This is a genomic window from Nocardia sp. BMG51109, from assembly GCF_000526215.1.
GTDB lineage: Bacteria > Actinomycetota > Actinomycetes > Mycobacteriales > Mycobacteriaceae > Nocardia.
Window position 1 is genome coordinate 4,641,697 of record NZ_JAFQ01000004.1, and the last position, 22,387, is coordinate 4,664,083.

The window sequence follows — 22,387 nt, forward strand, 5'->3', positions numbered from 1 at the left end:
AACAATGGGGCGGGTGGAGACAGCAGAACCCCCGCAGTTGATAGCGCTCGATGTGGACGGCACCCTCATGGCGACCGGGGAACAGATCAGTGCCCGGGTACGGGACGCGGTCCGGGCGGCGGTCGCGGCCGGGGCGCACGTGGTGATCACGACCGGCCGCACGCTGCTGGCCACCCGGATGGTGGTCGAGGAGCTGGGTCTCGGCGCGGGCCGGGCGCTGTGCTCGAACGGGGCTGTGCACGTGGATATTTCGAACTGGGAGCCGCTGTCGGTGCACACCTTCGACCCGGAGCCCGCGGTGGCGGTGCTGCGCACGCTGTTCCCCGACATGGTGCTGTCGGTGGAGAAGGTCGGCATCGGCACCTGGACGACGGGGTACTACCCCGGCAGCTTCCGGCTGGGCGAGTTCCGGTTCGTCGACGACCATCAGCTGAGCCTGGAACCGACCACGCGGTTGAACGGCTGGTGGCCGGGCGGCACGCTGACCGACATGGTGGAGGTGATGGCCGAGCAGAACCTGCCCGGCGCGGGCTGGGTGCACGGCGAGCACGAGCCCTGGCTGGTGGCCTCCAAACTGGGCGTGACCAAGGGCTGGGCGCTCGAGCAACTGCGTCGCGAACTCGGTATCCCGCCCGAGGTCACCCTCGCGATGGGCGATGGCTACAATGATCGCGAAATGCTCGCCTGGGCCGGACATTCCGTGGCCATGGGCAATGCGGTGGACCCGGTGCTGGAACTGGCCGACGAGATCACCGCCGACGTCGGGGAGGACGGCGTGGCAGTCGTGCTCGAGCGCTGGTTTCATAACTGACCGGTCGGGTCGTCGCCGATGCGGCCCGTTCGGAGGTAGGATAGGCGGCCGAGTGTGGTTACATCGGGGCGTACACCGGCTACCGTACCGCCACACCATCACGAGTATCGGGAGACGACCTCATGGCTGCAGAACCCACACGGTTCGGCCAAGTCGAGCAGACCGTCGTCGAGCGTGGCCCGACGGCATTGCGTATCGCGGTCGGCGGACAGTTGCGCAAGCTACGCGAGTCCCGGGGCATCTCCCGGGAGGACGCGGGCGAGCACATCCGTGGTTCGCATGCCAAGATCAGCCGGCTGGAGCTGGGCCGGACGGGTTTCAAGGAACGCGACATCCGCGACCTTCTGACGCTGTACGGCATCGTCGATCCGGAGGAGCGTGAGCCGTTCCTGGATCTGGTCCGCAAGGCCAACGAGCCGGGGTGGTGGCAGCGGTTCGGCGATCTACTACCACAGTGGTTCGAGACCTACATCGGTCTGGAGCATGCCGCGGAGTCGATCAGAACCTTTGAGGCCCAACTGATTCCGGGCCTCCTGCAGACCGAGGACTACACCCGTGCGGTCGTCTCGCTCGGCCACGGCAAGGACGCGCCGCGCCGGGTGGAGCTGCGTCGGCGTCGGCAGGAGGTGCTGGAGCGGTCCGGCGGGCCCGGGCTGTGGGCGGTGATCGATGAGGCGGTCCTGCATCGGGCGATCGGCGGCCGGGCCGTGCTGCGGGGGCAGCTCGAGCATCTGGCCGAGCTGTCGAACAGGAAGAACCTGACCATTCAGGTGTTGCCCTTCGAGGTCGGCGGGCACGGTGCGGCGGGCAGTTCGTTCACGATGCTGCGCTTCGCCGAGCCGGAATTGCCCGATCTGGTTTATCTCGAGCATCTGACCAGCGCGCTGTACCTGGATCGCCCGCGTGACCTGGAGATGTACCGGCAGGTCATGGACACCCTCAGCATGCAGGCGGCGACGCCGGAGCAGTCGCGCCAGATCCTGCTGAAGAGGGCCACCGAGCTCGGGGAGTAACGCCCCGGGCGCCGACCCGCGAGAGTGCCCTTCGCGGATCCGACGGTTCCATGCTGCTCGATTCCTGGATCTGCCGGAAGGGGCATCTACCGGAAGGGGCAGGGACAACGTGATAGGGCCGGATCGCCAGTTGGCGCAGCAGCGGACGAGAGCGCTCGCGGAACTGTCCGAGTTGCGCACGATGCTGGGTAGGCTGCCGGAGGACGACCGAGGCTACGACGAACTCGCCGTCCGGAAAAGGGTGGCCGCCGCCGAGGCGTTGAACCTGGGCGTCCCCGACCAGACGGTGCGGACTGTGGGCATGCTCGACGACCTGGAGTTCCAGCGGGCCCAGCGCGAGGCCGCGGATTTCCGCGACTACGACGCCGAGCTATACGAGGATGGCTGAGCCCGCCGTTGTGCGGAGTCGCAGCCTCGGGCGATCCGTGGGGTAGTCGCGCACCACCGCATCGTCATTCCGGCGTGCTGATGGCCGGAATTCATTGCCGCTGTGGGTGGCCGGAGTCCGCTGTTGTCGCGGGTGGCCGGAATTCATTGCCGCCTTGGGTGGCCGAATCCACTGTCTCCATGTAGTGGCCGCACCGTGGATCCCGGCGGTGTGCCGGAATGGCGGTTCGACGCGGTCGGATCACAAGGAGACGCTCGAATCTGCCGCGGTCCCGGGCGGTCGAGCGCGCCCCGGCTCAGGCGGACAGATCCAGGGTAGGCGTTATGGCAGCCGCATATCTGTCCAGCGCCACCTCGGCGAGAAGCGGGTGTGCGCCGATGGTTTCCGCGTGCCGGAGATCGGCGGCCGCGGTGCGCAGGCGATCGGTGAGCAGGCCGGGGGCGAGGAACCACGGGGCCACCAGCACACGATCGCAGCCGCGGTCGCGCAGGCTCGAAACCGCCTCGGCCGGGCCGGGTTCCGTGGTGGCGAAGCAGACGGTGGTCCGCCAGGCGGTGCCGGCGGCGAGCAGGTCGCCGATCCGTGTCGTGCGGCGGTTGGCCGCGGCCGAGGACGATCCGACGGCGGCGACCGCGATTCCGGTGCGTTCGTCGCGCGGGTCGGCACCGGCGGCGACGATGCGGTCGCGCAGCGCGGTGACCAGGCGCGGATCGGTGCCGAGGACATCGGCCTGGGTCAGGCGCAGGCGCGGGTGCCGAACGCCGGCGGTGGCCAGCAGGCCCGGCAGATCGACACGGGCGTGAAATGCGCTGCCCAACAGGAGCGGAACCACCACGGCGTCGGTATGTCCCTGGGCGGCAACGGCATCCACGACCTGCTCCACCGAGGGGGTGTTCAGATCGAGAAACGCCGGCCGGACGTCCAGGTCGGGACGCCGCACGGCGATATCGGCGACCACGGCGGATATCGTCGCGGCCGAACGGGGATCGCGGCTGCCGTGCGCCACGGCGATCAGCGCCGGCCTGCCCCGCCGGGCATTCTCGCCGCCGTTACTCCGGAAGCTTTCCCTCTCGTTCCGGACGCCCTCTCGATCGTTCCGGAGGCTCTCCCCGTCATCCCGGTATGCTTGTGGCCGGAATCCCGCCGTACGCTGTGGATCCCGGCCACGGGCATGCCGGGATGACGGGCCGTGCCGGGACGCGGGCAGCGAACTCATCTCAGCTGCCGGCTTCCGTGCCCACCTCGACGGCGGTCAGGACGTCGCCCACCAGCCCGGCTGCGAGCGTGTTGCCGCCCGACGGGTCGATGAGCAGGAAGCTGCCGGTGTGCCGGTTGACGCGGTAGTCGTCGGCGACGACCGGATCGGCGACGCGCACCGAGACGCGGCCGATATCGTTGAGCGCCAACGATTCCGGGTCGGGATCGGCGGCCAGGTTCTGTTCGTCGAAACGCTCCAGCAGCGCGCCGACGATGGCCTGGGTGGTGCGGGTGCCGTGCTTGAGCAGCAGCCGCGCACCCGGGCGCAGCGGTTTGTCGCCCAGCCAGCAGACCGTGGCGTCGAACGAGTCCAGCGGTTCCGGAGCATCGATGGCCGAGGCGATGATGTCGCCGCGGGAGATGTCGACGTCGTCGGTCAGGATCAGCGTGACGCTGCGGCCCGGCTGCGCGGTGGCCAGTTCGCCGTCCGGGGTGTCGATCCGTTCGATCGTGCTGCGGATGCCCGACGGCAGCACCACGACCTCGTCACCCTTCGACACCGCGCCCGCGGCAACCTGTCCCGCGTAGCCGCGGTAGTCCGGGTGCTCGGCGGTGCGCGGGCGGATCACATACTGCACCGGGAACCGCAGCCCGACCTGATGCGGGCCGGAGCTGTCGGCGTCGACCGGCACCGACTCCAGGTACTCGATGAGCGACGGCCCGTCGTAGAACGGCGTGTTCTCGGAGCGCGACGCGACATTGTCGCCGTGCAGCGCGGACACCGGGATCTCCACCACGTCCTCGGGCGCCCAGCCGAGTCGCGTGGTGAGTTCGGTGAATTCGGCCGCGATCTCGGCGAACACCCCGGCCGCGTCGTCGACCAGGTCGATCTTGTTCACGGCCAGGACGAGCCTCGGCACCCCCAGCAGCGCCATCACCGCGGCGTGCCGGCGGGTCTGCTCGATCACACCCTTGCGGGCGTCGACGAGCAGAATGACCAGCTGGGCCGTCGATGCCCCCGACACCGTGTTGCGGGTGTACTGCACATGACCCGGGGTGTCGGCCAGCACGAAGGTCCGCCGGGGCGTGGCGAAGTAGCGGTACGCCACATCGATGGTGATGCCCTGCTCGCGCTCGGCGCGCAGGCCGTCGACGAGCAGCGACAGGTCGGGGGTGGACAGGCCCCGGTCGACCGATGCGCGGGTGACGGCGTCGATCTGGTCGGCCAGAACGGATTTCGTATCGAAGAGAAGACGTCCGACCAGTGTGGACTTGCCGTCGTCGACGCTGCCGGCGGTGGCCAGTCGTAACAGGTCGGACATCAGAAATAACCCTCTCGCTTGCGGTCCTCCATCGCGGCCTCCGAGACGCGGTCGTCGTCTCTCGAGGAGTGGGCACTGCGCGCCGCGTTCGGTCTGGTGGCTGGTGCGGTGTGCATCAGAAGTAGCCCTCTCGCTTGCGGTCTTCCATTGCCGCTTCCGAGACGCGGTCGTCGTCTCTTGGGGAGTGGGCACTGCGCGCCGCGTTCGGTCTGGTGGCTGGTGCGGTGTGCATCAGAAGTAGCCCTCTCGCTTGCGGTCTTCCATTGCCGCTTCCGAGACGCGGTCGTCGCCTCGGGTGGCCCCGCGTTCGGTCAGCCTCGACGCGGCGACCTCGGCGAGGATGTCCTCGTTGGTCGCGGCGGTCGACAGTATTGCGCCCGTGGTGGATCCGTCGCCGACGGTGCGGTAGCGCACCGATTTCACGACCAGTTCCTCGTCGTCGCGCGGGCCGCCCCACGAGCCGGGCGTCATCCACATGCCGTCGCGCTGGTAGACGGGGCGCTCGTGGGCGTAGTAGATCGTCGCGAGGTCGATGTTCTCGCGGGCGATGTAGCGCCAGATGTCGAGTTCGGTCCAGTTGCTCAGCGGGAACACCCGCACGTGCTCGCCCGGCGCGTGCCGGCCGTTGTACAGGTTCCACAGTTCGGGGCGCTGCCGCTTGGGATCCCAGCGCCCGAACGCGTCGCGCAGCGAGAAGATGCGTTCCTTGGCGCGGGAGCGTTCCTCGTCGCGGCGGCCGCCGCCGAATACCGCGTCGAAGCGGTTGTCGGCGATGGCGTCCAGAAGGGGCACCGTCTGCAGCGGGTTGCGGATGCCGTCGGCGCGCTCGGTCAGCCGGCCGTCGGCGAGATACTGCTCGACCGCGGCGACGTGCAGGCGCAGCCCGTACTTCTCGACGACGCGATCGCGGAACTCGAGCACCTCCGGCAGGTTGTGCCCGGTGTCCACGTGCAGCACCGCGAACGGCAGCGGCGCCGGCCAGAACGCCTTGAGCGCCAGGTGCAGCAGCACCGTGGAGTCCTTGCCGCCGGAGAACAGGATCACCGGCCGCTCGAACTCGCCCGCGACCTCGCGGAAGATATGGATCGCTTCGCTCTCGAGTGCGGCCAGGGTGTCGAAGTCCTCGAGCGAGGCGAGAATGGCGGACTCGGTTTCGGTAACTGGTGTACTCATGACGCGTGCAACCCGCATTCGGTCTTGGCGAGGCCGGCCCAGCGGCCGCTTCGCGGATCGGATCCCGGTTCCGGCTTCCGCGTGCACGGAGCGCAACCGATGGACGGATACCCCTCGTCGACCAGGGGATTGACGAGAATGCCGTGCTCTTCGATGTACGCGGCCATCTCGTCGTCGGTCCAGGCGGCGATCGGGTTGATCTTCACCAGGCCGAAACCCTCGTCGAAGGAGATCAGGGGCGCGTTGGCGCGGGTAGGGGACTCCACCCGGCGGATGCCGGTGACCCAGGCGTTGTAGCCGGACAGCGACCGCTTCAGCGGCACCACCTTGCGCAACCGGCAGCATTCGCCCGGATCGCGCGCGAACAAATCCTTGCCGAGCAGCCGATCCTGTTCGGCCACGGTGTTTTCCGGCTCGACGTTGACGATATTCACGCCGTAGACGGTCTCGACGGCGTCGCGGGTGCCGATGGTCTCGGCGAAGTGGTAGCCGGTGTCCAGGAACAGGATGTCGACACCCGCGCGGACCTGCGCCGCCAGGTGTACGAGCACCGCGTCCTGCATATTCGACGCGACGATGTAGCCGCATCCATTGGGCCCGCTCGGGGGGCCTCCGTGGTTACGCTCGGCTTCCGCCTCCGGCCCCTGACCGAGCGGGCCGCGCCCGAACGTGTCCTCGGTCCACCGCAGCAGCTCGGCCGCCGAGGCTTCCGGACCCAGTTGCGCCGCACCGTCTTCCGCGATTCTGCGCAGTTCGTCCTCGGAGAGTTTGTCCGAAGTGGTTGCCATAGTTGAGATCTCCCGTTACCGAAGGTCGGCGTCGTCGGCGCGGACGGCCCACTGCGAGAACCGCTCGCCCTCGTTGCGGTTCTTGGCGAAATTGCGCACCACACGTTCGATGTAGTCGCCGATCTCGGCGCTGGTCACCTTGTGCTGACGCAGTTTTCGGCCGAAGGCGGCGTCGAAACCGAGACTGCCACCCAGATGAACCTGATAGCCCTCGACCTGATTCCCGTTGCCGTCGTCGACCAGCTGGCCCTTGAACCCGATGTCGGCGATCTGGGAGCGGCCGCACGAATTGGGGCAGCCGTTGATATTGATCGTGATCGGCACATCGAGCTGGGCGTTGATATCGGCCAGCCGCTGATCGAGCTCCGGGGCCAGTGTCTGCGACCGCTTGCGGGTCTCCACGAACGACAGCTTGCAGAACTCGATACCGCTGCACGCCACCAGGTTTCGCCGCCACAGCGAGGGGCGGGCGTGCAGGCCCAGCGGTTCCAGTTCGCCGATCAGCTCGTCGATCTTGTCGTCGGGCACGTCGAGCACGATCAGCTTCTGGTAGGGGGTGAAGCGGATGCGGTCGGCGCCGACGCGCTCCACCGCATCGGCGACCTGGGTGAGGATGCTGCCCTTGACACGACCGGCGATGGGGGAGAACCCGACCGCGTTGAGACCGTTGCGCAGCTTCTGCACACCGACGTGGTCGATCGGGCGGGTCGGCGCCTCCGGGGCGGGGCCGTCGATGAGCTTGCGCTTCAGGTACTCCGTTTCGAGAACTTCGCGGAATTTTTCGATGCCCCAGTCCTTGATCAGGAACTTCAGCCGGGCCTTGGTGCGCAGCCGGCGGTAGCCGTAGTCGCGGAACAGCGAGACGACCGCCTCCCAGACCTCCGGCACCTCGTCCAGCGGCACCCACGCGCCGACCCGCTGGGCCAGCATCGGGTTGGTGGACAGGCCGCCGCCGACCCACAGGTCCAGGCCGGGGCCGTGCTCGGGATGTTCCACTCCGACGAAGGCCACGTCGTTGATCTCGTGCACCACGTCCTGCTGGCCCGAGATCGCGGTCTTGAACTTGCGCGGGAGGTTCGAGTACTCCTTCTTGCCGATGTAGCGGCGCACGATCTCCTCGACCGCCGGCGTGGCGTCGAGGACCTCGTCCAGCGATTCGCCGGCCAGCGGCGATCCCAGCACCACGCGGGGGCAGTCGCCGCAGGCCTCGGTGGTCTGCAGCCCGACCGACTCCAGCCGCCGCCAGATCTCGGGGACGTTCTCGATCTCGATCCAGTGGTACTGCAGGTTCTCGCGGTCGGACAGGTCGGCGGTGTCGCGGGCGAACTCCGTGGAGATCCCGCCGAGGGTGCGCAGCTGCTCGACATTCAGGGCGCCGCCGTCGCAGCGCACCCGCATCATGAAGTAGCGCGCCTCGAGCAGATCGATGTTCTCGTCGCCGGTCCAGGTGCCGTCGTAGCCCTGCTCGCGCTGGGTGTAGAGGCCCCACCAGCGGAACCGGCCGCGCAGATCGCCCTTGTCGATCGAGTCGAAACCGCCCTTGGCGTAGATGTTCTCGATGCGGGCGCGGACGTTGAGCGGGTTGTCGTCCTTCTTGCTCTGCTCGTTGGGGTTCAGCGGTTCCCGGTAGCCGAGCGCCCACTGTCCCTCGGACTTGCGGCGGACCGGCTTACCCGTGCGTTCGCGCGGGCCGCTGGGCGTTTGTGCGCGCGAACGCACCCGACGCTCGCGGGCGGCCTGTTCGCGCTCGCGCGCGACCTCCTGCTGACGCGCGCTGCGTTCGGATTCGGATGTGGGACCGGCGTCGGTGCTCGACGTCATGAGGGTCGCTCCTGCGGGTCGATCAGGCCTTTACGGCAGGCGGGAGGGGCTGGCTCACGCCTTCGGTATTCGGGCGGCCGGGGAGAGGGGGCGTCGAATGGCGACGCCGGAGCCGGAAAGGGCCGAGCTACCGGAGGCACTCCGGCAGACAGCTGGCACTGCAGACACGCTTGAAGTCGACGTGACGACGCGCCACCAGTCGAACTCCGAGCCCAGTCATGGAACCTATTGTGCCATGTCAGCGGGGTCGTTCCGACCGCGTACCCATATTTTCCGCAAATTCGAGGGAAATTCCCTGGACGCTCGATCAAATTTGTGAGATCGCTCATAGATCGACTTCCGGAAGCTGGTTGGTTGATCGTGGAACCCCTCTCGGAACCCGAGATTTCGCGCCGATGAGTGGGTGGAAGTCCGACCGGTTGTGCGATCGGGTGACGTCGAGTGATCAGGTGACGTCGAGTACCGCCTTGCCGTGCAGCCGCCTGCCGAGCCGCACCTCGGCCGCCTCGCCGAGTCCGGTCCACTCGCCTCGCCAGGCGACCTGGGGGTCCGGCCGGCCGGTCGCGATTTGCTCCGACAGCCAGGTCAGGTCCGGGGCGAGGTCGTGTGTGGCACCGTCGGCAAGGAGGAAGAAGCGGGTGATCGTCCTGTCGTAACCCGGGCCGAACCGGGCGATGCGGATGCCCTCCACGCCGAAGTCGATCGCGGCATGCGCCGACTGGCCGACGCTGACGAGCGTTCCTCCCGGTCGCAGGGCGGCGTAGGCCGAGACTGCCTGACCCTCGCTCCGGGCTGACCGGCAGAGCGACCCTCGGGCATCGAGCTGTTCGGCGAGATCGGCGCCCGCCCTGCCCGGTCCGGGCTCGACAGCACCGGCCCGGCCGGTCCGGCGAGAATGGGTCCCATGATGTCGAGGCGTGCAGATCTCCCGTTCGTCCGCGGTACGTCCCCGACCTACTACGCCGCGATCCTGACCACGGCGCTCTCCCCGGATCCCGGGGACCTGACGGGTTATGCGGACGCGGCCGCGGAAATGGCCGAACTCGCCGAACGGATCGACGGGTACCTCGGGATGGAGTTCGCGCGCGATCCGGCGTGCGGCATCACGGTGTCCTACTGGCGTGATCTCGAGGCGCTGCGGCGCTGGCGCGACGACATCGATCACCTCGCGGCGCAACGCCTCGGGCGAGAACGATTCTACCTGGGGTATCGGGCCCGGATCTGCCGCGTCGAGCGCGAATACGAATGGACCCGACCGCCGGGACGGACACGCGGACCCGCCGCCGACTCGCCGTAATACTCGCCCGGAATCGTCTCCGCCGCCTTCCGCAACGAATACCGTTCGACCGCAGTTTCTTTCGCCACGCCGGGCGCACGCGTCCGGCGGCTCGGTCATGCACTTCTCGTTGGACCGCACTCGGAAGGGGGCCGGACATGGTTCAGGAACTGATCGTCTGCGTGGTGTCCGCCGCGCTGGCGGTGACGGTGTTCGTCGCGGGGATTCGATTGCGGCCCAAGTCGTGGCACCTGTCCGAGGACGATACGGCGGGCGAGCTGGTACTCGATGTGGTCCGCAACCTCTTCATCGCGGTGGTCGCCTTCGTCGTGGTGCTGTGCTGGCAGCAGTACGACAACGCGCAGACGCACACGATCGACGAGGCCAAGGCGCTGACCGAAACCTATTGGCTCGCACACACGATGCCGGAACCGGAGCATCAGCGGATTCAGGGGCTGGTGCGTGAGTACACCGAGCGAGTCGCCGGAGAGGAGTGGACGGTGATGGATCACGAGGGCCGGCTCAGCCGGTCGGCGCAGCAGAGTCTCGACGCTCTCCGCGACGCCGTGCAATCGGTACAACCCGCCGACGAGAGCGCCGCCGACAACCGCACCGAGGCCTTGGAAAAACTCGAGGACGTCGCCGATTCGCGGCACGAGAGGGAGATGGACGTGCGTCGAGGCATTCCGGGATTCATCACCATCGCCCTGATCTTCGGGACCATACTTCTGGTTCTCAGTCCCGTGTTCTCCGGTATCAGGGTGACGACGAGCAGCATCCTGATGATCGCGTTGCTCGGTGTCGTGATCGGGCTGACGCTGTGGGAGATCCGCAACCTCGATCGCCCGTTCTCGGGCTCCACCCTCGTCCCGAAGGACGCGTTCGAGCAGGCGCTGGTGCGCTATGGGCAGATCAGTTGACGATGCCCGGCCGGGGCGGCCGCGATGCGGTCGTACTCAGCCGGTAATGCACACGCTCGCAAGGGAATTCGCCGTGGCCACGGTCGTGCTGTCGACGGGTTTCCTGTGCCCGATCGCCTCCGCGGATCCGTTCGATCCCGGTGTGCCACCACCCCTCGGAGACATCGTGACGGGTAGTGCGTCACCCGACGACACAGGGAGCGCCGCCGCGGAAATTCCGCTGGGACTCGGTTCGGCCGAGCCGCCGGTTGCCGGTGCGCTCGGCACCGGAAGTAGTTCCGGCCCTGAGGATTCGGATGCCGAGGTGGATTCGGATGCCGAGGTAGCCGAGGAGGCGGTCGATGTCGGCGAGCCGGTCGACGTTCCCGCGCAGGATTCCGGCAGCGCCCTGACGGCGTGCGCCGGCAGTGCGGTCGGCAGCGGCGTGGCACTGCTGCTCGCCGTGCTGTCGGGCAGTTCGGGCAGCAGCCTCGTGCCCGGATTGCTGGTCTCCGGTTCGGGTGGTTCGGCAGTCGGGAGTGCCGCGGTGGGTAGTGCGGCCGGTGGCAGCGCGCTGCTGACATGCCTGTTGGCGGTGCCGGGCCCACCGCCGTGGGAATTACCCCTTCAGCTGCCTCCGCCACCGGGTCCAGTGGGCCTGTCGGCCCCCGTCGCCGCCCCTGCCGCCTCTGCCGCTCCCAGCAGTCCACCCCCGGTCGCCGTTCAACGTCCGGTCGCAGCGCCGCCACCTCACGAGCCTCCTCTCGCCGCGTCGCGCTCCGAACATCACCGAGCCTGGAATGTGGTCATGCTGATGGCGGTAATGATCGTCACGGTGCTGGCGTCCGCACGGGGGAGATCGGTGGTGCGCCGTTCGCGCTAGTTCGTCGGCAGGGCGAGGCGGTCCTGCCGCCCGTCGAGCCGATCGCGGCCCGCACCGCCGGTGCTCCGGGGGCATAATCGCCGCGCCGCGGGCCTTGGGCCGCAGCCGACGTTCTCGCCGGTGGCCGGCCTACAGCGGCATCCGGGCTTTCTGTGCGGGGTCGTGACGGGCGCTCGGCGCATAGCCCGGCGGGCGGCCGGGGCGATCCGGTGCCGCGGGATCACCGTGCCCGGGGCAGCCCCGTCGCACGTCACACCGAGCCCATCGGCAGACTGGAACGGTGCATGCGACCACCGACCGATCCGCCGCCGACCGGGCTTCCCCGGAGCCCGCGCTGAGCGACTTCGGCGGTGGGCCCTTCGGCATCTACGTGCACGTGCCGTTCTGCGCGACCAGGTGCGGGTACTGCGACTTCAACACCTACACGGCGGGCGAGCTGGGCACCTCGGCGTCGCCGGAGTCCTGGATGGAGGCGCTGCGGGGCGAATTCGCCATGGCGGCCGAGCGGTTCGGGGAGTTGCCGAGCCCGCAGCCCGAGGTGTCCACGGTATTCGTCGGCGGGGGCACGCCCTCACTGCTCGGTGGCGACGGGCTGGCCGCGGTGCTGGATGCCGTCCGCGCGAACTTCACGCTGGCCGCCGATGCCGAGGTGACCACCGAATCGAATCCGGAGTCCACCTCGCCCCGGTTCTTCGAGCGCATCCGGGACGCCGGATTCACCCGGGTCTCGCTGGGCATGCAGTCCGCCGCCGAGCACGTACTGCGCATCCTCGACCGCACCCACACCCCCGGCCGGGCGGTCGCCGCCGCACGCGAGGCCCGGGCCGCGGGATTCGAGCACGTGAATCTCGATCTCATCTACGGGACGCCGGGCGAGACCGATGCCGACCTGGACGCCAGCCTGGACGCCGTCCTCGCCGCCGGTGTCGACCACGTGTCGGCGTACTCGCTGATCGTCGAGGACGGCACGGCCCTGGCCCGCAGGGTGCGCCGCGGTGAACTTCCGGCCCCGGACGACGACATCCTCGCGGTCCGCTACGAGCGTATCGACGCCCGCCTGTCCGCCGCGGGCCTCACCTGGTACGAGGTATCCAACTGGGCCGCAACCGATTCCGCCCGGTGTCGGCACAACCTCTGCTACTGGGACGGCGGCGACTGGCTGGGCGCCGGCCCGGGCGCGCACAGCCATCTGGGCGGTGTGCGCTGGTGGAACGTGAAGCATCCGGCCCGCTACGCGCAGCGGGTGGCCGACGCCGCGCTACCGGTCGCAGGCTGGGAGGCGCTGACCGATGACGAGCGCTACACCGAGCGCGTCATGCTCGCCGTCCGCCTCCGCACCGGCCTGCCACTGGACGACCTGGACGACTCCGGGCGAACCGCGGCCCAGCGGATCGTCTCCGACGGCCTGGCGTACCGGTCCGGCGATCGCCTGAACCTGACCGACCGTGGCCGCCTACTCGCCGATGCCGTCGTCCGTGCATTGCTGACCTGAATCGTCGAGGCGCCGCGGAATCCGGTCACGTGCCGGCCTGTCCGGCGCTCGGCGACCGCGGCGGAAGCCGATGGTCGTGAACGACTACCGAACGGCACTCGGCCGGCGGCACATCGCAATACCCGGGACAGTACGGCGGGTCGGTGCGGGGATTCCGGACATGCGCAGGTGGCGGTGATCGATTTCGCGGTTGGACTGAGGGCGGGCGGTAGGGGGTGTAGCGTTCGGTGCGACTGGAGGAGTCCTATGCCGCAGGCACGTCACACCACCCTTGTCCCTGAACAGAGCGAGTTCGCCGAGTCGCGGGCCGCGGAGAAGGCCGAGAGCGCGCGGCGCAGCGCGCTGGCCGCCCGGGCCGTCGCCAGCTACTCCCTCGATGCCGACGACTGCGTGGTGCTGCTGGCCATGCTGGGTCTGGACGCTGCCGCGGGAAGGGCCGCCGGCCCCGACTGAGGTGTCGGCATCGACTGAGGTGTCGGCGTCGACCATTCGCCGGACCGTAGCCGCGTATTCGGTTGGCTGCCTCGTAGACAGTCGGCTGCCGCGTATTCGGTTGGCTACGGAAGCCGCCGATGTCGGCTCGGCGAGCCGTGCTGCCCCTTCCCTCCCCCTTCCGAAGCGGCGGCCACGCAGGTCAGGACGCGCGCACAGGCGATCGGGCCCCGGGCAATTAAACTGGAATTCGGATGAACCGGGATCCGGGTGATCGTGGCATGCCGTGACACGGTGGTCGGACCGGTGGGACCGAGGGCGAGCGAGGAGGTGGGGCCGATGCCGAGCACGGAGCAACGGCGGATCGAGGTCCTGCGTGCGATCGTCGCGGACTACATCGCGACCAAGGAGCCGATCGGCTCGAAGACACTGGTCGAGCGGCACAATCTGGGTGTCTCCAGCGCGACCGTGCGCAACGATATGGCCGTCCTGGAGGCCGAGGGCTACATCGCCCAGCCGCACACCAGCTCCGGTCGCATCCCCACCGACAAGGGCTACCGCCAGTTCGTCGACCACATCGCCGAGGTGAAACCGCTGTCGCCGGCCGAGCGGCGGGCCATCGTGGAATTCCTGGAGAACGGCGTCGACCTCGATGACGTGCTGCGCCGCGGCGTGCGCCTGCTGGCCCAGCTGACCAGGCAGGTCGCGATGGTCCAGTATCCGACGGTGTCGGCGTCGACGGTCCGGCACCTGGAGGTCGTGGCGCTCAATCCGGCCCGGCTGCTGCTGGTGGTGATCACCGACTCCGGCCGCGTCGATCAGCGCCTGGTCGATCTCGGCGCGGTCGTCGACGACGAGGATCTGGCGGCGCTGCGCGGCATGCTCGGCAACGCCATGGACGGCAAGCTCCTGTCGGCCGCCTCCGCCGCGGCCGCCGAACTGCCCGAGCATGCGCCGCCGCGATTACGCGACGTGCTGGTCCGAGTGTCGACGGTGCTGGTCGAGACGCTGGTCGAACATCCGGAGGAGCGGCTGGTGCTCGGCGGTACGGCCAATCTCACCCGCAACGCCGGCGACTTCGGTTTCCCCGGTTCCTTGCGCTCGGTGCTGGAGGCGCTGGAGGAACAGGTGGTCGTGTTGAAACTGCTGGCGGCCGCACAGCGACCGGGCATGGTGACGGTGCAGATCGGTGAGGAGACCCAGGTCGAGCAGATGCGTGGAACCTCCGTGGTATCAACGGGGTACGGTATGCCAGGTACGGTGCTCGGGGGGATGGGAGTGCTCGGCCCGACCCGGATGGACTATCCAGGAACCATCGCTTCGGTCGCCGCGGTCGCCAGGTACATCGGCGAGGTGCTCGCCGAACGATGAGCCGGACACGGCTGTGGTCGGAGACGGCTGTGGTCGATGAGCCGGAGTCGGCGGTGGTCGATGAGCCGGAGACGGCGGTGAGCGGAACAGAATCGGAACAGGACTAGAGACGCAAGTGGCACGGGACTACTACGGAATTCTCGGCGTCGGACGCAACGCGACCGACCAGGAGATCAAGCGCGCCTATCGGAAGCTGGCGCGGGAACTGCACCCCGACGTCAACCCCGACGCGGACGCGCAGGAAAAGTTCCGCGACGCGTCGGCCGCCTACGAGGTCCTCAGCGACCCGGAGAAGCGCCGCATCGTCGATATGGGTGGCGACCCGATGGAGTCCGCGGGCGGCGGCGGTGGGTTCTCCGGCGCCGGGTTCGGCGGGCTGGGCGATGTGTTCGAGGCGTTCTTCGGCGGGATGAGCAATGCCGGCCCGCGGCGTCCACGCGGCCGGGTGCAGCCCGGCGCGGATTCGCTGCTGCGCACCCGGCTGTCGCTGGCCGAATGCGCGGTCGGGGTGACCAAGCACCTGACCGTCGACACCGCGGTGCTGTGCGACGTGTGCCAGGGCGCCGGCACCAACGACAACTCCAAGCCGGTGCGCTGCGAGACCTGCGGCGGCGCGGGCGAGGTGCAGACGGTGCAGCGGTCGTTCCTGGGCCAGGTGATGACGTCGCGGCCGTGCCCGACCTGCCGCGGCACCGGCGAGACCATTCCGGATCCGTGCCGCAAGTGCGGCGGCGACGGCCGGGTGCGGTCGCGCCGCGAGATCGCCGCGCCGATCCCCGCGGGCGTGGCCAACGGCATGCGGGTGCGGCTGGCGGCGCAGGGCGAGATCGGCCCCGGCGGTGGCCCGGCCGGCGACCTGTACGTCGAGATCGTCGAGCAGCCGCACGACACGTTCGTCCGCGACGGCGACGACCTGCACTGCACGATTCGGGTGCCGATGGTCGAGGCCGCGCTGGGGAGCACGGTCGTGATCGACACGATCCTGGACGGCCCGACCGAGCTGACCATTCCGGCGGGCACCCAGCCCGGCGAGGTGTCGGTGCTGCGCGGGCACGGGATGCCCAAGCTGCGTTCCAGCGCGCGCGGCGATCTGGTGGCGCACCTGGACATCGTGGTGCCGACGAAGCTGGACAACAAGCAGTCCGAGCTGCTGCGCAAGTACAAGGCGACGCGCAACGGTGAGCGCACCGAGGTGCTGTCGGCCCAGTCCGAGCACAACAGCGGGCTGTTCGCGCGGCTGCGGGCCTCGTTCAGCGGGCGCTGACGGGCCGCGGTGGCCGCCACGGTCTTCTACCTCGACGAGATTCCCGAGCCGGGGTCCGTCGCGGTTCTCGACGGTCCCGAAGGCCGCCATGCCGCGACCGTGCGCCGCATCCGGGCCGGCGAGCCGGTCACCCTGTCGGACGGGGCCGGCGTGCTGGCGGAATCGGAAGTCGTTGCGGCGCAGAAGGACCGGCTCGAACTGAGGATCCTGGACCGGATCGTCGCCGAGCGGGTCGCGCCGCCGGTGACGGTGGTGCAGGCGCTGCCCAAATCGGACCGGTCCGAACTGGCGGTCGAGCTGATGACCGAGGCGGGCGCCGACGTCATCGTCCCCTGGCAGGCCGTACGCTGCGTCGCCAACTGGGAAGGCAAGGCTCGCAAGGGCGTCGACAAATGGCGCGCGGCGGCCCGCTCGGCCGCCCGCCAGTCCCGACGGGCCTACATCCCGGAGGTCACCGACCTGCGCCGCACCCCGGACGTGCTGGACCTGATCCGGAACATCAAGGCGGACAACGGCATCGTCGCCGCCCTGCACGAGTCGGGCAGCTCCCGCTTCGTCGACCTGCCCGTCGCCGAGGCATCGCGGATCGCGTTGATCGTCGGCCCCGAGGGCGGTCTCGACGACGCGGAACTCGCCGCCCTCACCGAGGCGGGCGCCGCCCCGGTCCTGCTCGGTCCCACCGTGCTACGGACCTCGACTGCTGCCGCCGTCGCCCTGGGCGCGCTGGGTGCGTTGACGGCACGCTGGTGAGACCCCCTGTGGCCGTCCGGCAGCGGACCTATCGGTGCCCGATCTGGTATCTCGCTTGGTATCATTACCGGTATGGCGTGGACCATGCGACTTCCCGACGATGAAGAGACCTCCCTCGACGAGCAAGCCAAGGCCGAGGGCCGGTCGAAGCACGACATCACGCGCGACGCCCTCCGGCTCTACCTGCTGCGGAACCGCACCTGGGAAACGCCGCTGTTCACGGATGAGGAGAGCGTCGATTTGGGGGGACCGATCACCAAGGAAGACATCCGGAACATCATGCACCGATCCGCGTGATCGTCGTAGCGGATACCTCCGGGGTCCTTGCGCTGTTGAACCGCGGCGATCCGGAACATTTGGCGGTCCGCCGCGCGGCGAACGCGGCCAGCACGTTGGTGGTGAGCGCGTTGTCGCTGACGGAGGTTCACCATGTGGCGACCGCGCGTGGCGGCCGCAGAGTCGCCGACAGGCTGTTGCTCATGCTGGCCGACCGCATTGCGACCACCCGCATCGAGGTTGCCAATACCGACGCGGCGCAGATCCGGACGGCGGTCGGGATCCGCAGTCACTACGGTGGTCTCGATCTGGACCTGGTCGACGCCGTCTGCGTTGCACTGGCAACCGAGTACGACACCGATGCGATCCTGACGTTGGACCGGCGTGACTTTCGTGTCCTTCGCCCGTTGACCCGCTACGCCGCGTTTCGGGTGCTCCCGGACGACATGGGCTGAAACGCCTGACGCCGACCTGCCGGAACATGCCCGTGACCTGCTGGTTGCCGCTTATTCACTGGGCTCTGTCGGTGGTCCGCGTTAAACTTTCCTCAGACGAGACGACACGTTCGAGACGGAAAGCAGGCCATAGCACCTATTGCGAACCTCAGGCGACAACGGCGACCCGACAACTCCTCAACCCGGCATCGGAGCCGGCGACAATGGTTCGGGCCCTGCCGCGCGGACCGTGCGTTCCAGCATCGAGCTTGCTCCTGAATCCGTCTTCGGCTTCCTCGGCTCGGCCGACGAGAACCTCCGGGAACTCGAGCGGCTGCTCGACGCCGACATCCATGTCCGCGGCAATGCGGTGACACTGACCGGTCAGGCTGGTGATGTGGCGCTGGCCGAGCGCGTGGTCGAGCAGCTCGTGGCGCTCACCGGTCGCAACCGGGTGGTGACGCCGGAGGCGGTCCGGCATACGTATTCCATGCTCACCGAGGGTTCCTCGGATTCCCCGGCCGAGGTGCTGAGCCTGGACATCCTGTCCCGCCGCGGCAAGACGATCCGGCCGAAGACGCTGAACCAGAAGCGCTACGTCGACGCGATCGACGAGCACACCATCGTGTTCGGCATCGGTCCGGCCGGTACCGGCAAGACCTACCTCGCGGTGGCGAAGGCCGTGCAGGCGCTGCAGAGCAAGCAGGTCAACCGGATCATCCTGACCCGCCCCGCGGTGGAGGCCGGCGAGCGCCTCGGCTTCCTGCCGGGCACGCTGAACGAGAAGATCGATCCGTATCTGCGCCCGCTCTACGACGCGCTGCACGACATGATGGATCCGGAGGCGATCCCGAAGCTGATGCAGTCGGGTGTCATCGAGGTGGCGCCGCTGGCCTACATGCGCGGCCGGTCGCTCAACGATTCGTTCATCATCCTGGACGAGGCGCAGAACACCACGCCCGAGCAGATGAAGATGTTCCTGACCAGGCTCGGATTCGGCTCCAAGATCGTCGTCACCGGCGATATCACCCAGGTCGACCTGCCCGGTGGCACCCGGTCGGGCCTGCGGGTGGTCAGCGAGATCCTGGGCGATGTCGACGACATCCATTTCGCGGAGCTGAACTCGAGCGACGTGGTGCGCCACCGCCTGGTGTCGGAGATCGTCGACGCCTACGACCGCTACGAGTCGCAGGACCGCCCGCCGCTGCCGCACTATCCGGGCAACCGCGCCCAGCGCCGCGCCGCGGGCCGGGCCGGACGGCGCTGACCTGGAGAATGGCGGTGCGGTCGGGCACGGCTAGGCTGAGGCTGTGAGCATCGAGATCGCCAACGAGTCGGGTATGGACGTATCCGAGGAGGAACTGGTCAGCGTCGCGCGATTCGTGATCGGGCGGATGGACGTGCATCCGGCCGCCGAGCTGTCGATGGTGCTGGTCGATCTCGACACGATGGCCGATCTGCACATGCGCTGGATGGACCTGCCGGGTCCGACCGATGTCATGTCGTTCCCGATGGACGAGCTCGAGCCGGGCGGGCGTCCCGACGGCAGCGAGCCGGGTCCGTCCATGCTCGGCGATATCGTGCTGTGCCCCGAGTTCGCGGCCGCGCAGGCGGACAAGGCCGGGCATGCGGTCGATCACGAGCTGGCCCTGCTGACCGTGCACGGCGTCCTGCATCTGCTCGGCTACGACCACGCCGAGCCCGAGGAGGAGAAGGAGATGTTCGGCCTGCAGAACCGGCTGCTCGCCGAATGGTACGAGAGCCTGCGCGAGGCGCGCCGTCGTGCCGAACTCGCCGAACGCGATCGTCGCCTGCTGGACAAGACCGGGTTCATCGCGCCGGGCGATCCTCTGGGACCGGCATGAGCGGTCACGGGCTGCGGCGTGAGCGATGGGCCCGGAGGAGGCAGCGTGCGTAACCACGCCGGGACCCGCGAACGCCGCCATCGGATGCAGCGGCAGCGGAGTGTGACCACGGAGGCCTCCGCTCATGCCGCAGAGGGCACAGCGTGAATTCACTGGTCCTTCTGCTGGTGGCGATACTGCTGGTGCCGGTCGGTGGCGTGTTCGCGGCTATCGATGCGGCGCTGGCCACCATTTCGCCCGCGCGCGTCGAGGATCTGGTGCGCGCCGATCGGGGCGGCGCCCGGCGGCTGGCCCGCATCGTGGTGGATCGCCCGCGCTATGTGAATCTGATGGTGCTGCTGCGGCTGGTGTGCGAGATCAGTGCCACGGTGCTGCTGGCGGCGGCGCTGACCGACTGGCTGAGCACCGGCCGGGCGCTGCTGCTCACCGCGGTGGTGATGGTGCTGGTCGACTACGTGGTGATCGGTGTCGGCCCGCGCACGCTGGGCCGTCAGCACGCGTATTCGATCTCGCTCGGCGCCGCCCTGCCGCTGCAGGCGATCGGATCGCTGCTGGGACCGGTGAGCCGGCTGCTGATCCTGATCGGTAACGCGATCACCCCGGGCAAGGGTTTCCGCAACGGCCCCTTCGCCTCCGAGGTGGAGCTGCGCGAGGTCGTGGATATGGCCCAGCAGAGCGGCGTGGTGGACTCCGAGGAGCGCCGGATGATCCAGTCGGTCTTCGAACTCGGCGAGACCGCGGCGCGCGCGGTGATGGTGCCGCGCACCGAGATGGTGTGGATCGAATCGGAGAAGACCGCCGCCCAGGCGATGTCGCTGGCGGTGCGGTCGGGACATTCGCGGATCCCGGTGATCGGCGAGAACGTCGACGACATCGTGGGCGTGGTCTACCTGAAAGACTTGGTGCCCTACGCGGATCGGGGCAAGAAGGTGCGGGTCGGCGAGGTGATGCGGCCGCCGGTGTTCGTGCCCGACTCCAAACCCCTGGACGCGCTGCTGGACGAGATGCAGCGCCGCCGCATCCACATGGCGCTGCTGGTCGACGAGTACGGCGGCATCGCCGGGCTGGTGACGATCGAGGATGTGCTCGAGGAGATCGTGGGGGAGATCGCCGACGAGTACGACACCGACGAGATCGCCCCGGTCGAGGATCTCGGCAGCGAGAAGTACCGGGTGTCGGCACGCCTGCCGGTGGAGGATCTCGGGGAGCTGTTCGGCCTGGACATCGAGGAAGAGGACGTCGACACCGTGGGCGGGCTGCTGGCGCACGCACTCGGCCGGGTGCCGCTGCCCGGATCGAAGATCGTGGTGCACGGATTGCAGCTGCGCGGCGAGGGCGGCGCCGACGCCCGCGGCCGGGTGCGGGTGCATACCGTGGTGGTCAAGCGCGCGCCCGAGAAGACCGCCGAGAAGGTGGAAGCGAACAACAAGTCGCACAACGGTTTTGCCGGACACAAGGATGGAGAAGGCGATGAGTGACACTGCGGGACCGGATGCCGAGGACGGCAAGCTGCTGGTGCTGGCGCGCGGCGCGATGGGCCGCACCGCCGGCGGCAGCGGTGCGGCGGTCCGCGACACCGACGGTCGCACCTACGCCGCGGGCGCGGTGGAACTGGCCGCGCTGTCGCTGACCGCGCTGCAGGCCGCCGTGGCGGCCGCGGTCTCCAGCGGTGCCGAGGGCTTCGAGGCGGCCGTCGTGCTGGGCGGCGACGGTAGCGATGCGGGAGTCGCCGCGGTGCACGAGGTCTCCTCCGCGGCGCGGATCATCGTCGCGGACCGCAAGGGCGAGGTGATCGAAACGCTCGAGGGCGGCGCGGACCGGCCGGAAGGCGTTGCGGCGGCGGGTAATCCGTACGGTGTGGAGAATCCGATCGGCGGTGGCGGGGACGCGGTGCGGCGGCGGCATCTGCCGGAGGGCTTCGATATCGATACCGAATCCGGGGTGTTCGAATGAGCGGCAAGCCGTTGCGGGATGAATTCCGCTCCGGCTTCGTCTGTTTCGTCGGTCGGCCCAATACCGGCAAGTCGACGCTCACCAACGCCATGGTGGGCCGGAAGATCGCCATCACCTCCTCGCGCCCGCAGACCACCAGGCACACCATCCGCGGCATCGTGCACCGCGACCATTGCCAGCTCATCCTCGTCGACACTCCCGGTCTGCATCGGCCGCGCACGCTGCTGGGACAGCGGCTCAACGATCTGGTGCGCGATACGTACTCCGAGGTCGACGTCGTCGCGGTGTGCATTCCGGCGGACGAGAAGATCGGCCCCGGCGACCGCTGGATCGTGCAGCAGGTCAAGCAGATGGCGCCGAAGACGACGCTGCTCGGCGTGGTCACCAAGATCGACAAGGTGAGCCGGGACCAGGTGGCGCAGCAGCTGATGGCCGTCTCGCAGCTGCTGGGGCCCGAGGCCGAGGTGGTGCCGGTATCGGCGGTCGAGGGCGAGCAGGTGGAGGTGCTCGTCGACGTGCTCGCCTCGACCATGCCGGAGGGCCCGGCGTTCTATCCCGACGGCGAGCTGACCGACGAGCCCGAGGAAACGCTCATGGCCGAGCTGATCCGCGAGGCCGCGCTGGAGGGCGTACGCGACGAGCTGCCGCATTCGCTGGCCGTCGTCATCGAGGAGATCCTTCCGCGCGAAGAGAATCCGGACATGCTGGACGTGCACGCTCTGCTGTACGTGGAGCGTCCCAGTCAGAAGGCCATCGTGATCGGGAAGGGCGGTGCGCGGCTCAAGGAGGTCGGCACCGCGGCGCGCAAGCAGATCGAGCACATCCTCGGCACCCGCATCTACCTTCATCTGCACGTCAAGGTCGCCAAGGACTGGCAGCGCGATCCGAAACAGCTGGGCAAGCTGGGGTTCTAGCACCGGGACACGAGGTCGATCCGGGCGGTCGTCGGTCCCGTTGCGGCATAACGGTTGCGGCGAGG

The 22,387-nt window shown here is 68.9% G+C and carries 24 protein-coding genes and 1 pseudogene; 18 read left to right on the forward strand and 7 right to left on the reverse strand.

The window, feature by feature from the left end; genetic code table 11:
- Positions 1–13 precede the first annotated feature (13 nt).
- From D892_RS0122240 to D892_RS0122250, 3 genes are all read left to right on the forward strand, one after another.
- Positions 14–811: an HAD family hydrolase gene (locus D892_RS0122240; protein ID WP_024803353.1), complete on the forward strand. Its 798-nt coding sequence runs from the start codon at positions 14–16 to the stop codon at positions 809–811.
- A 122-nt stretch (positions 812–933) separates the two neighbouring features.
- Positions 934–1,824: a helix-turn-helix transcriptional regulator gene (locus tag D892_RS0122245; RefSeq protein ID WP_024803354.1), complete on the forward strand. Its 891-nt coding sequence runs from the start codon at positions 934–936 to the stop codon at positions 1,822–1,824.
- 109 nt (positions 1,825–1,933) lie between these two features.
- The gene (locus tag D892_RS0122250) at positions 1,934–2,212 is read left to right on the forward strand and encodes a hypothetical protein (protein ID WP_024803355.1); all 279 of its coding nucleotides are present in this window, start codon (positions 1,934–1,936) and stop codon (positions 2,210–2,212) included.
- A 295-nt stretch (positions 2,213–2,507) separates the two neighbouring features.
- Here the strand turns inward: D892_RS0122250 and D892_RS41905 are convergent, their stop codons facing one another.
- The 7 genes from D892_RS41905 to D892_RS0122280 all read right to left on the reverse strand — a co-directional run bounded on the left by D892_RS41905 (position 2,508) and on the right by D892_RS0122280 (position 9,204).
- Complete coding sequence (locus D892_RS41905) at positions 2,508–3,227, reverse strand: sirohydrochlorin chelatase (RefSeq protein WP_036569515.1); 720 nt, start codon at positions 3,225–3,227, stop codon at positions 2,508–2,510.
- 202 nt (positions 3,228–3,429) lie between these two features.
- Entirely contained in the window at positions 3,430–4,731 is a 1,302-nt protein-coding gene (locus D892_RS0122260; RefSeq protein ID WP_024803357.1) for a sulfate adenylyltransferase subunit 1, read from the reverse strand.
- Positions 4,732–4,962: 231 nt separating this feature from the next.
- The gene (cysD, locus tag D892_RS0122265; RefSeq protein ID WP_036567366.1) at positions 4,963–5,904 is read right to left on the reverse strand and encodes a sulfate adenylyltransferase subunit CysD; all 942 of its coding nucleotides are present in this window, start codon (positions 5,902–5,904) and stop codon (positions 4,963–4,965) included.
- Positions 5,901–6,692: a phosphoadenylyl-sulfate reductase gene (locus tag D892_RS0122270; protein ID WP_024803359.1), complete on the reverse strand. Its 792-nt coding sequence runs from the start codon at positions 6,690–6,692 to the stop codon at positions 5,901–5,903. Before D892_RS0122270 ends, cysD begins: the two co-directional genes overlap by 4 nt.
- A gap of 15 nt (positions 6,693–6,707) precedes the next feature.
- Positions 6,708–8,513, reverse strand: a complete 1,806-nt coding sequence (locus tag D892_RS0122275) for a nitrite/sulfite reductase (protein WP_024803360.1) — start codon at positions 8,511–8,513, stop codon at positions 6,708–6,710.
- A gap of 127 nt (positions 8,514–8,640) precedes the next feature.
- On the reverse strand, positions 8,641–8,733 hold the full coding sequence (locus tag D892_RS49680; RefSeq protein WP_369801766.1) for an Ms4527A family Cys-rich leader peptide: 93 nt from the start codon (positions 8,731–8,733) through the stop codon (positions 8,641–8,643).
- Between the two features lie 225 nt (positions 8,734–8,958).
- Positions 8,959–9,204 (reverse strand): hypothetical protein, encoded by a 246-nt coding sequence (locus D892_RS0122280; protein ID WP_024803361.1) that lies wholly within the window; start codon positions 9,202–9,204, stop codon positions 8,959–8,961.
- 213 nt (positions 9,205–9,417) lie between these two features.
- Here D892_RS0122280 and D892_RS0122285 point away from each other — a divergent pair, with 213 nt between their 5' ends.
- The 15 genes and pseudogenes from D892_RS0122285 to era all read left to right on the forward strand — a co-directional run bounded on the left by D892_RS0122285 (position 9,418) and on the right by era (position 22,322).
- A complete protein-coding gene (locus D892_RS0122285; protein ID WP_198036967.1) occupies positions 9,418–9,810 on the forward strand; it encodes an antibiotic biosynthesis monooxygenase in 393 nt (130 codons plus the stop codon).
- 137 nt (positions 9,811–9,947) lie between these two features.
- Positions 9,948–10,709, forward strand: coding sequence for a DUF4239 domain-containing protein (locus tag D892_RS0122290; RefSeq protein WP_024803363.1), 762 nt, complete (start codon positions 9,948–9,950; stop codon positions 10,707–10,709).
- Positions 10,710–10,755: 46 nt separating this feature from the next.
- The gene (locus tag D892_RS0122295) at positions 10,756–11,571 is read left to right on the forward strand and encodes a hypothetical protein (RefSeq protein ID WP_024803364.1); all 816 of its coding nucleotides are present in this window, start codon (positions 10,756–10,758) and stop codon (positions 11,569–11,571) included.
- Between the two features lie 280 nt (positions 11,572–11,851).
- A complete protein-coding gene (gene hemW / locus D892_RS0122300; protein WP_036567369.1) occupies positions 11,852–13,063 on the forward strand; it encodes a radical SAM family heme chaperone HemW in 1,212 nt (403 codons plus the stop codon).
- 246 nt (positions 13,064–13,309) lie between these two features.
- Positions 13,310–13,516, forward strand: coding sequence for a hypothetical protein (locus tag D892_RS0122305; protein ID WP_024803366.1), 207 nt, complete (start codon positions 13,310–13,312; stop codon positions 13,514–13,516).
- Between the two features lie 318 nt (positions 13,517–13,834).
- Positions 13,835–14,866 carry a heat-inducible transcriptional repressor HrcA gene (gene hrcA / locus D892_RS0122310; RefSeq protein ID WP_024803367.1) on the forward strand — a complete coding sequence of 344 codons (1,032 nt, stop codon included), beginning with the start codon at positions 13,835–13,837 and terminating at the stop codon, positions 14,864–14,866.
- Between the two features lie 115 nt (positions 14,867–14,981).
- Entirely contained in the window at positions 14,982–16,130 is a 1,149-nt protein-coding gene (dnaJ, locus tag D892_RS0122320) for a molecular chaperone DnaJ (RefSeq protein WP_024803368.1), read from the forward strand.
- Positions 16,131–16,139: 9 nt separating this feature from the next.
- Positions 16,140–16,880 (forward strand): 16S rRNA (uracil(1498)-N(3))-methyltransferase, encoded by a 741-nt coding sequence (locus D892_RS0122325; protein ID WP_024803369.1) that lies wholly within the window; start codon positions 16,140–16,142, stop codon positions 16,878–16,880.
- A 72-nt stretch (positions 16,881–16,952) separates the two neighbouring features.
- Entirely contained in the window at positions 16,953–17,177 is a 225-nt protein-coding gene (locus tag D892_RS0122330; protein ID WP_024803370.1) for a ribbon-helix-helix protein, CopG family, read from the forward strand.
- Positions 17,174–17,611 (forward strand): type II toxin-antitoxin system VapC family toxin, encoded by a 438-nt coding sequence (locus tag D892_RS0122335; RefSeq protein ID WP_024803371.1) that lies wholly within the window; start codon positions 17,174–17,176, stop codon positions 17,609–17,611. Before D892_RS0122330 ends, D892_RS0122335 begins: the two co-directional genes overlap by 4 nt.
- Positions 17,612–17,798: 187 nt before the next feature.
- A complete protein-coding gene (locus D892_RS0122340) occupies positions 17,799–18,857 on the forward strand; it encodes a PhoH family protein (RefSeq protein WP_036569522.1) in 1,059 nt (352 codons plus the stop codon).
- A 43-nt stretch (positions 18,858–18,900) separates the two neighbouring features.
- Positions 18,901–19,455, forward strand: a complete 555-nt coding sequence (ybeY, locus tag D892_RS0122345; protein WP_024803373.1) for an rRNA maturation RNase YbeY — start codon at positions 18,901–18,903, stop codon at positions 19,453–19,455.
- A gap of 143 nt (positions 19,456–19,598) precedes the next feature.
- On the forward strand, positions 19,599–20,933 hold the full coding sequence (locus tag D892_RS0122350; protein WP_024803374.1) for a hemolysin family protein: 1,335 nt from the start codon (positions 19,599–19,601) through the stop codon (positions 20,931–20,933).
- A pseudogene (locus D892_RS41910) lies at positions 20,926–21,252 on the forward strand (cytidine deaminase); the annotation flags it as partial. The gene D892_RS0122350 and the pseudogene D892_RS41910, both read left to right, overlap by 8 nt.
- A gap of 152 nt (positions 21,253–21,404) precedes the next feature.
- Positions 21,405–22,322, forward strand: coding sequence for a GTPase Era (gene era / locus D892_RS0122360; RefSeq protein ID WP_036567375.1), 918 nt, complete (start codon positions 21,405–21,407; stop codon positions 22,320–22,322).
- Positions 22,323–22,387: the final 65 nt, after the last annotated feature.

Coding starts and splice junctions, on each gene's coding strand:
- D892_RS0122290 (WP_024803363.1), top strand. CDS start 9,948: ATGGTTCAGGAACTGATCGTCTGCGTGGTGTCCGCCGCGCTGGCGGTG.
- D892_RS49680 (WP_369801766.1), bottom strand. CDS start 8,733: ATGACTGGGCTCGGAGTTCGACTGGTGGCGCGTCGTCACGTCGACTTC.
- D892_RS0122275 (WP_024803360.1), bottom strand. CDS start 8,513: ATGACGTCGAGCACCGACGCCGGTCCCACATCCGAATCCGAACGCAGC.
- D892_RS0122270 (WP_024803359.1), bottom strand. CDS start 6,692: ATGGCAACCACTTCGGACAAACTCTCCGAGGACGAACTGCGCAGAATC.
- D892_RS0122285 (WP_198036967.1), top strand. CDS start 9,418: ATGATGTCGAGGCGTGCAGATCTCCCGTTCGTCCGCGGTACGTCCCCG.
- D892_RS0122305 (WP_024803366.1), top strand. CDS start 13,310: ATGCCGCAGGCACGTCACACCACCCTTGTCCCTGAACAGAGCGAGTTC.
- D892_RS0122295 (WP_024803364.1), top strand. CDS start 10,756: ATGCACACGCTCGCAAGGGAATTCGCCGTGGCCACGGTCGTGCTGTCG.
- era (WP_036567375.1), top strand. CDS start 21,405: ATGAGCGGCAAGCCGTTGCGGGATGAATTCCGCTCCGGCTTCGTCTGT.
- D892_RS0122245 (WP_024803354.1), top strand. CDS start 934: ATGGCTGCAGAACCCACACGGTTCGGCCAAGTCGAGCAGACCGTCGTC.
- hrcA (WP_024803367.1), top strand. CDS start 13,835: ATGCCGAGCACGGAGCAACGGCGGATCGAGGTCCTGCGTGCGATCGTC.
- D892_RS0122260 (WP_024803357.1), bottom strand. CDS start 4,731: ATGTCCGACCTGTTACGACTGGCCACCGCCGGCAGCGTCGACGACGGC.
- D892_RS0122330 (WP_024803370.1), top strand. CDS start 16,953: ATGGCGTGGACCATGCGACTTCCCGACGATGAAGAGACCTCCCTCGAC.
- cysD (WP_036567366.1), bottom strand. CDS start 5,904: ATGAGTACACCAGTTACCGAAACCGAGTCCGCCATTCTCGCCTCGCTC.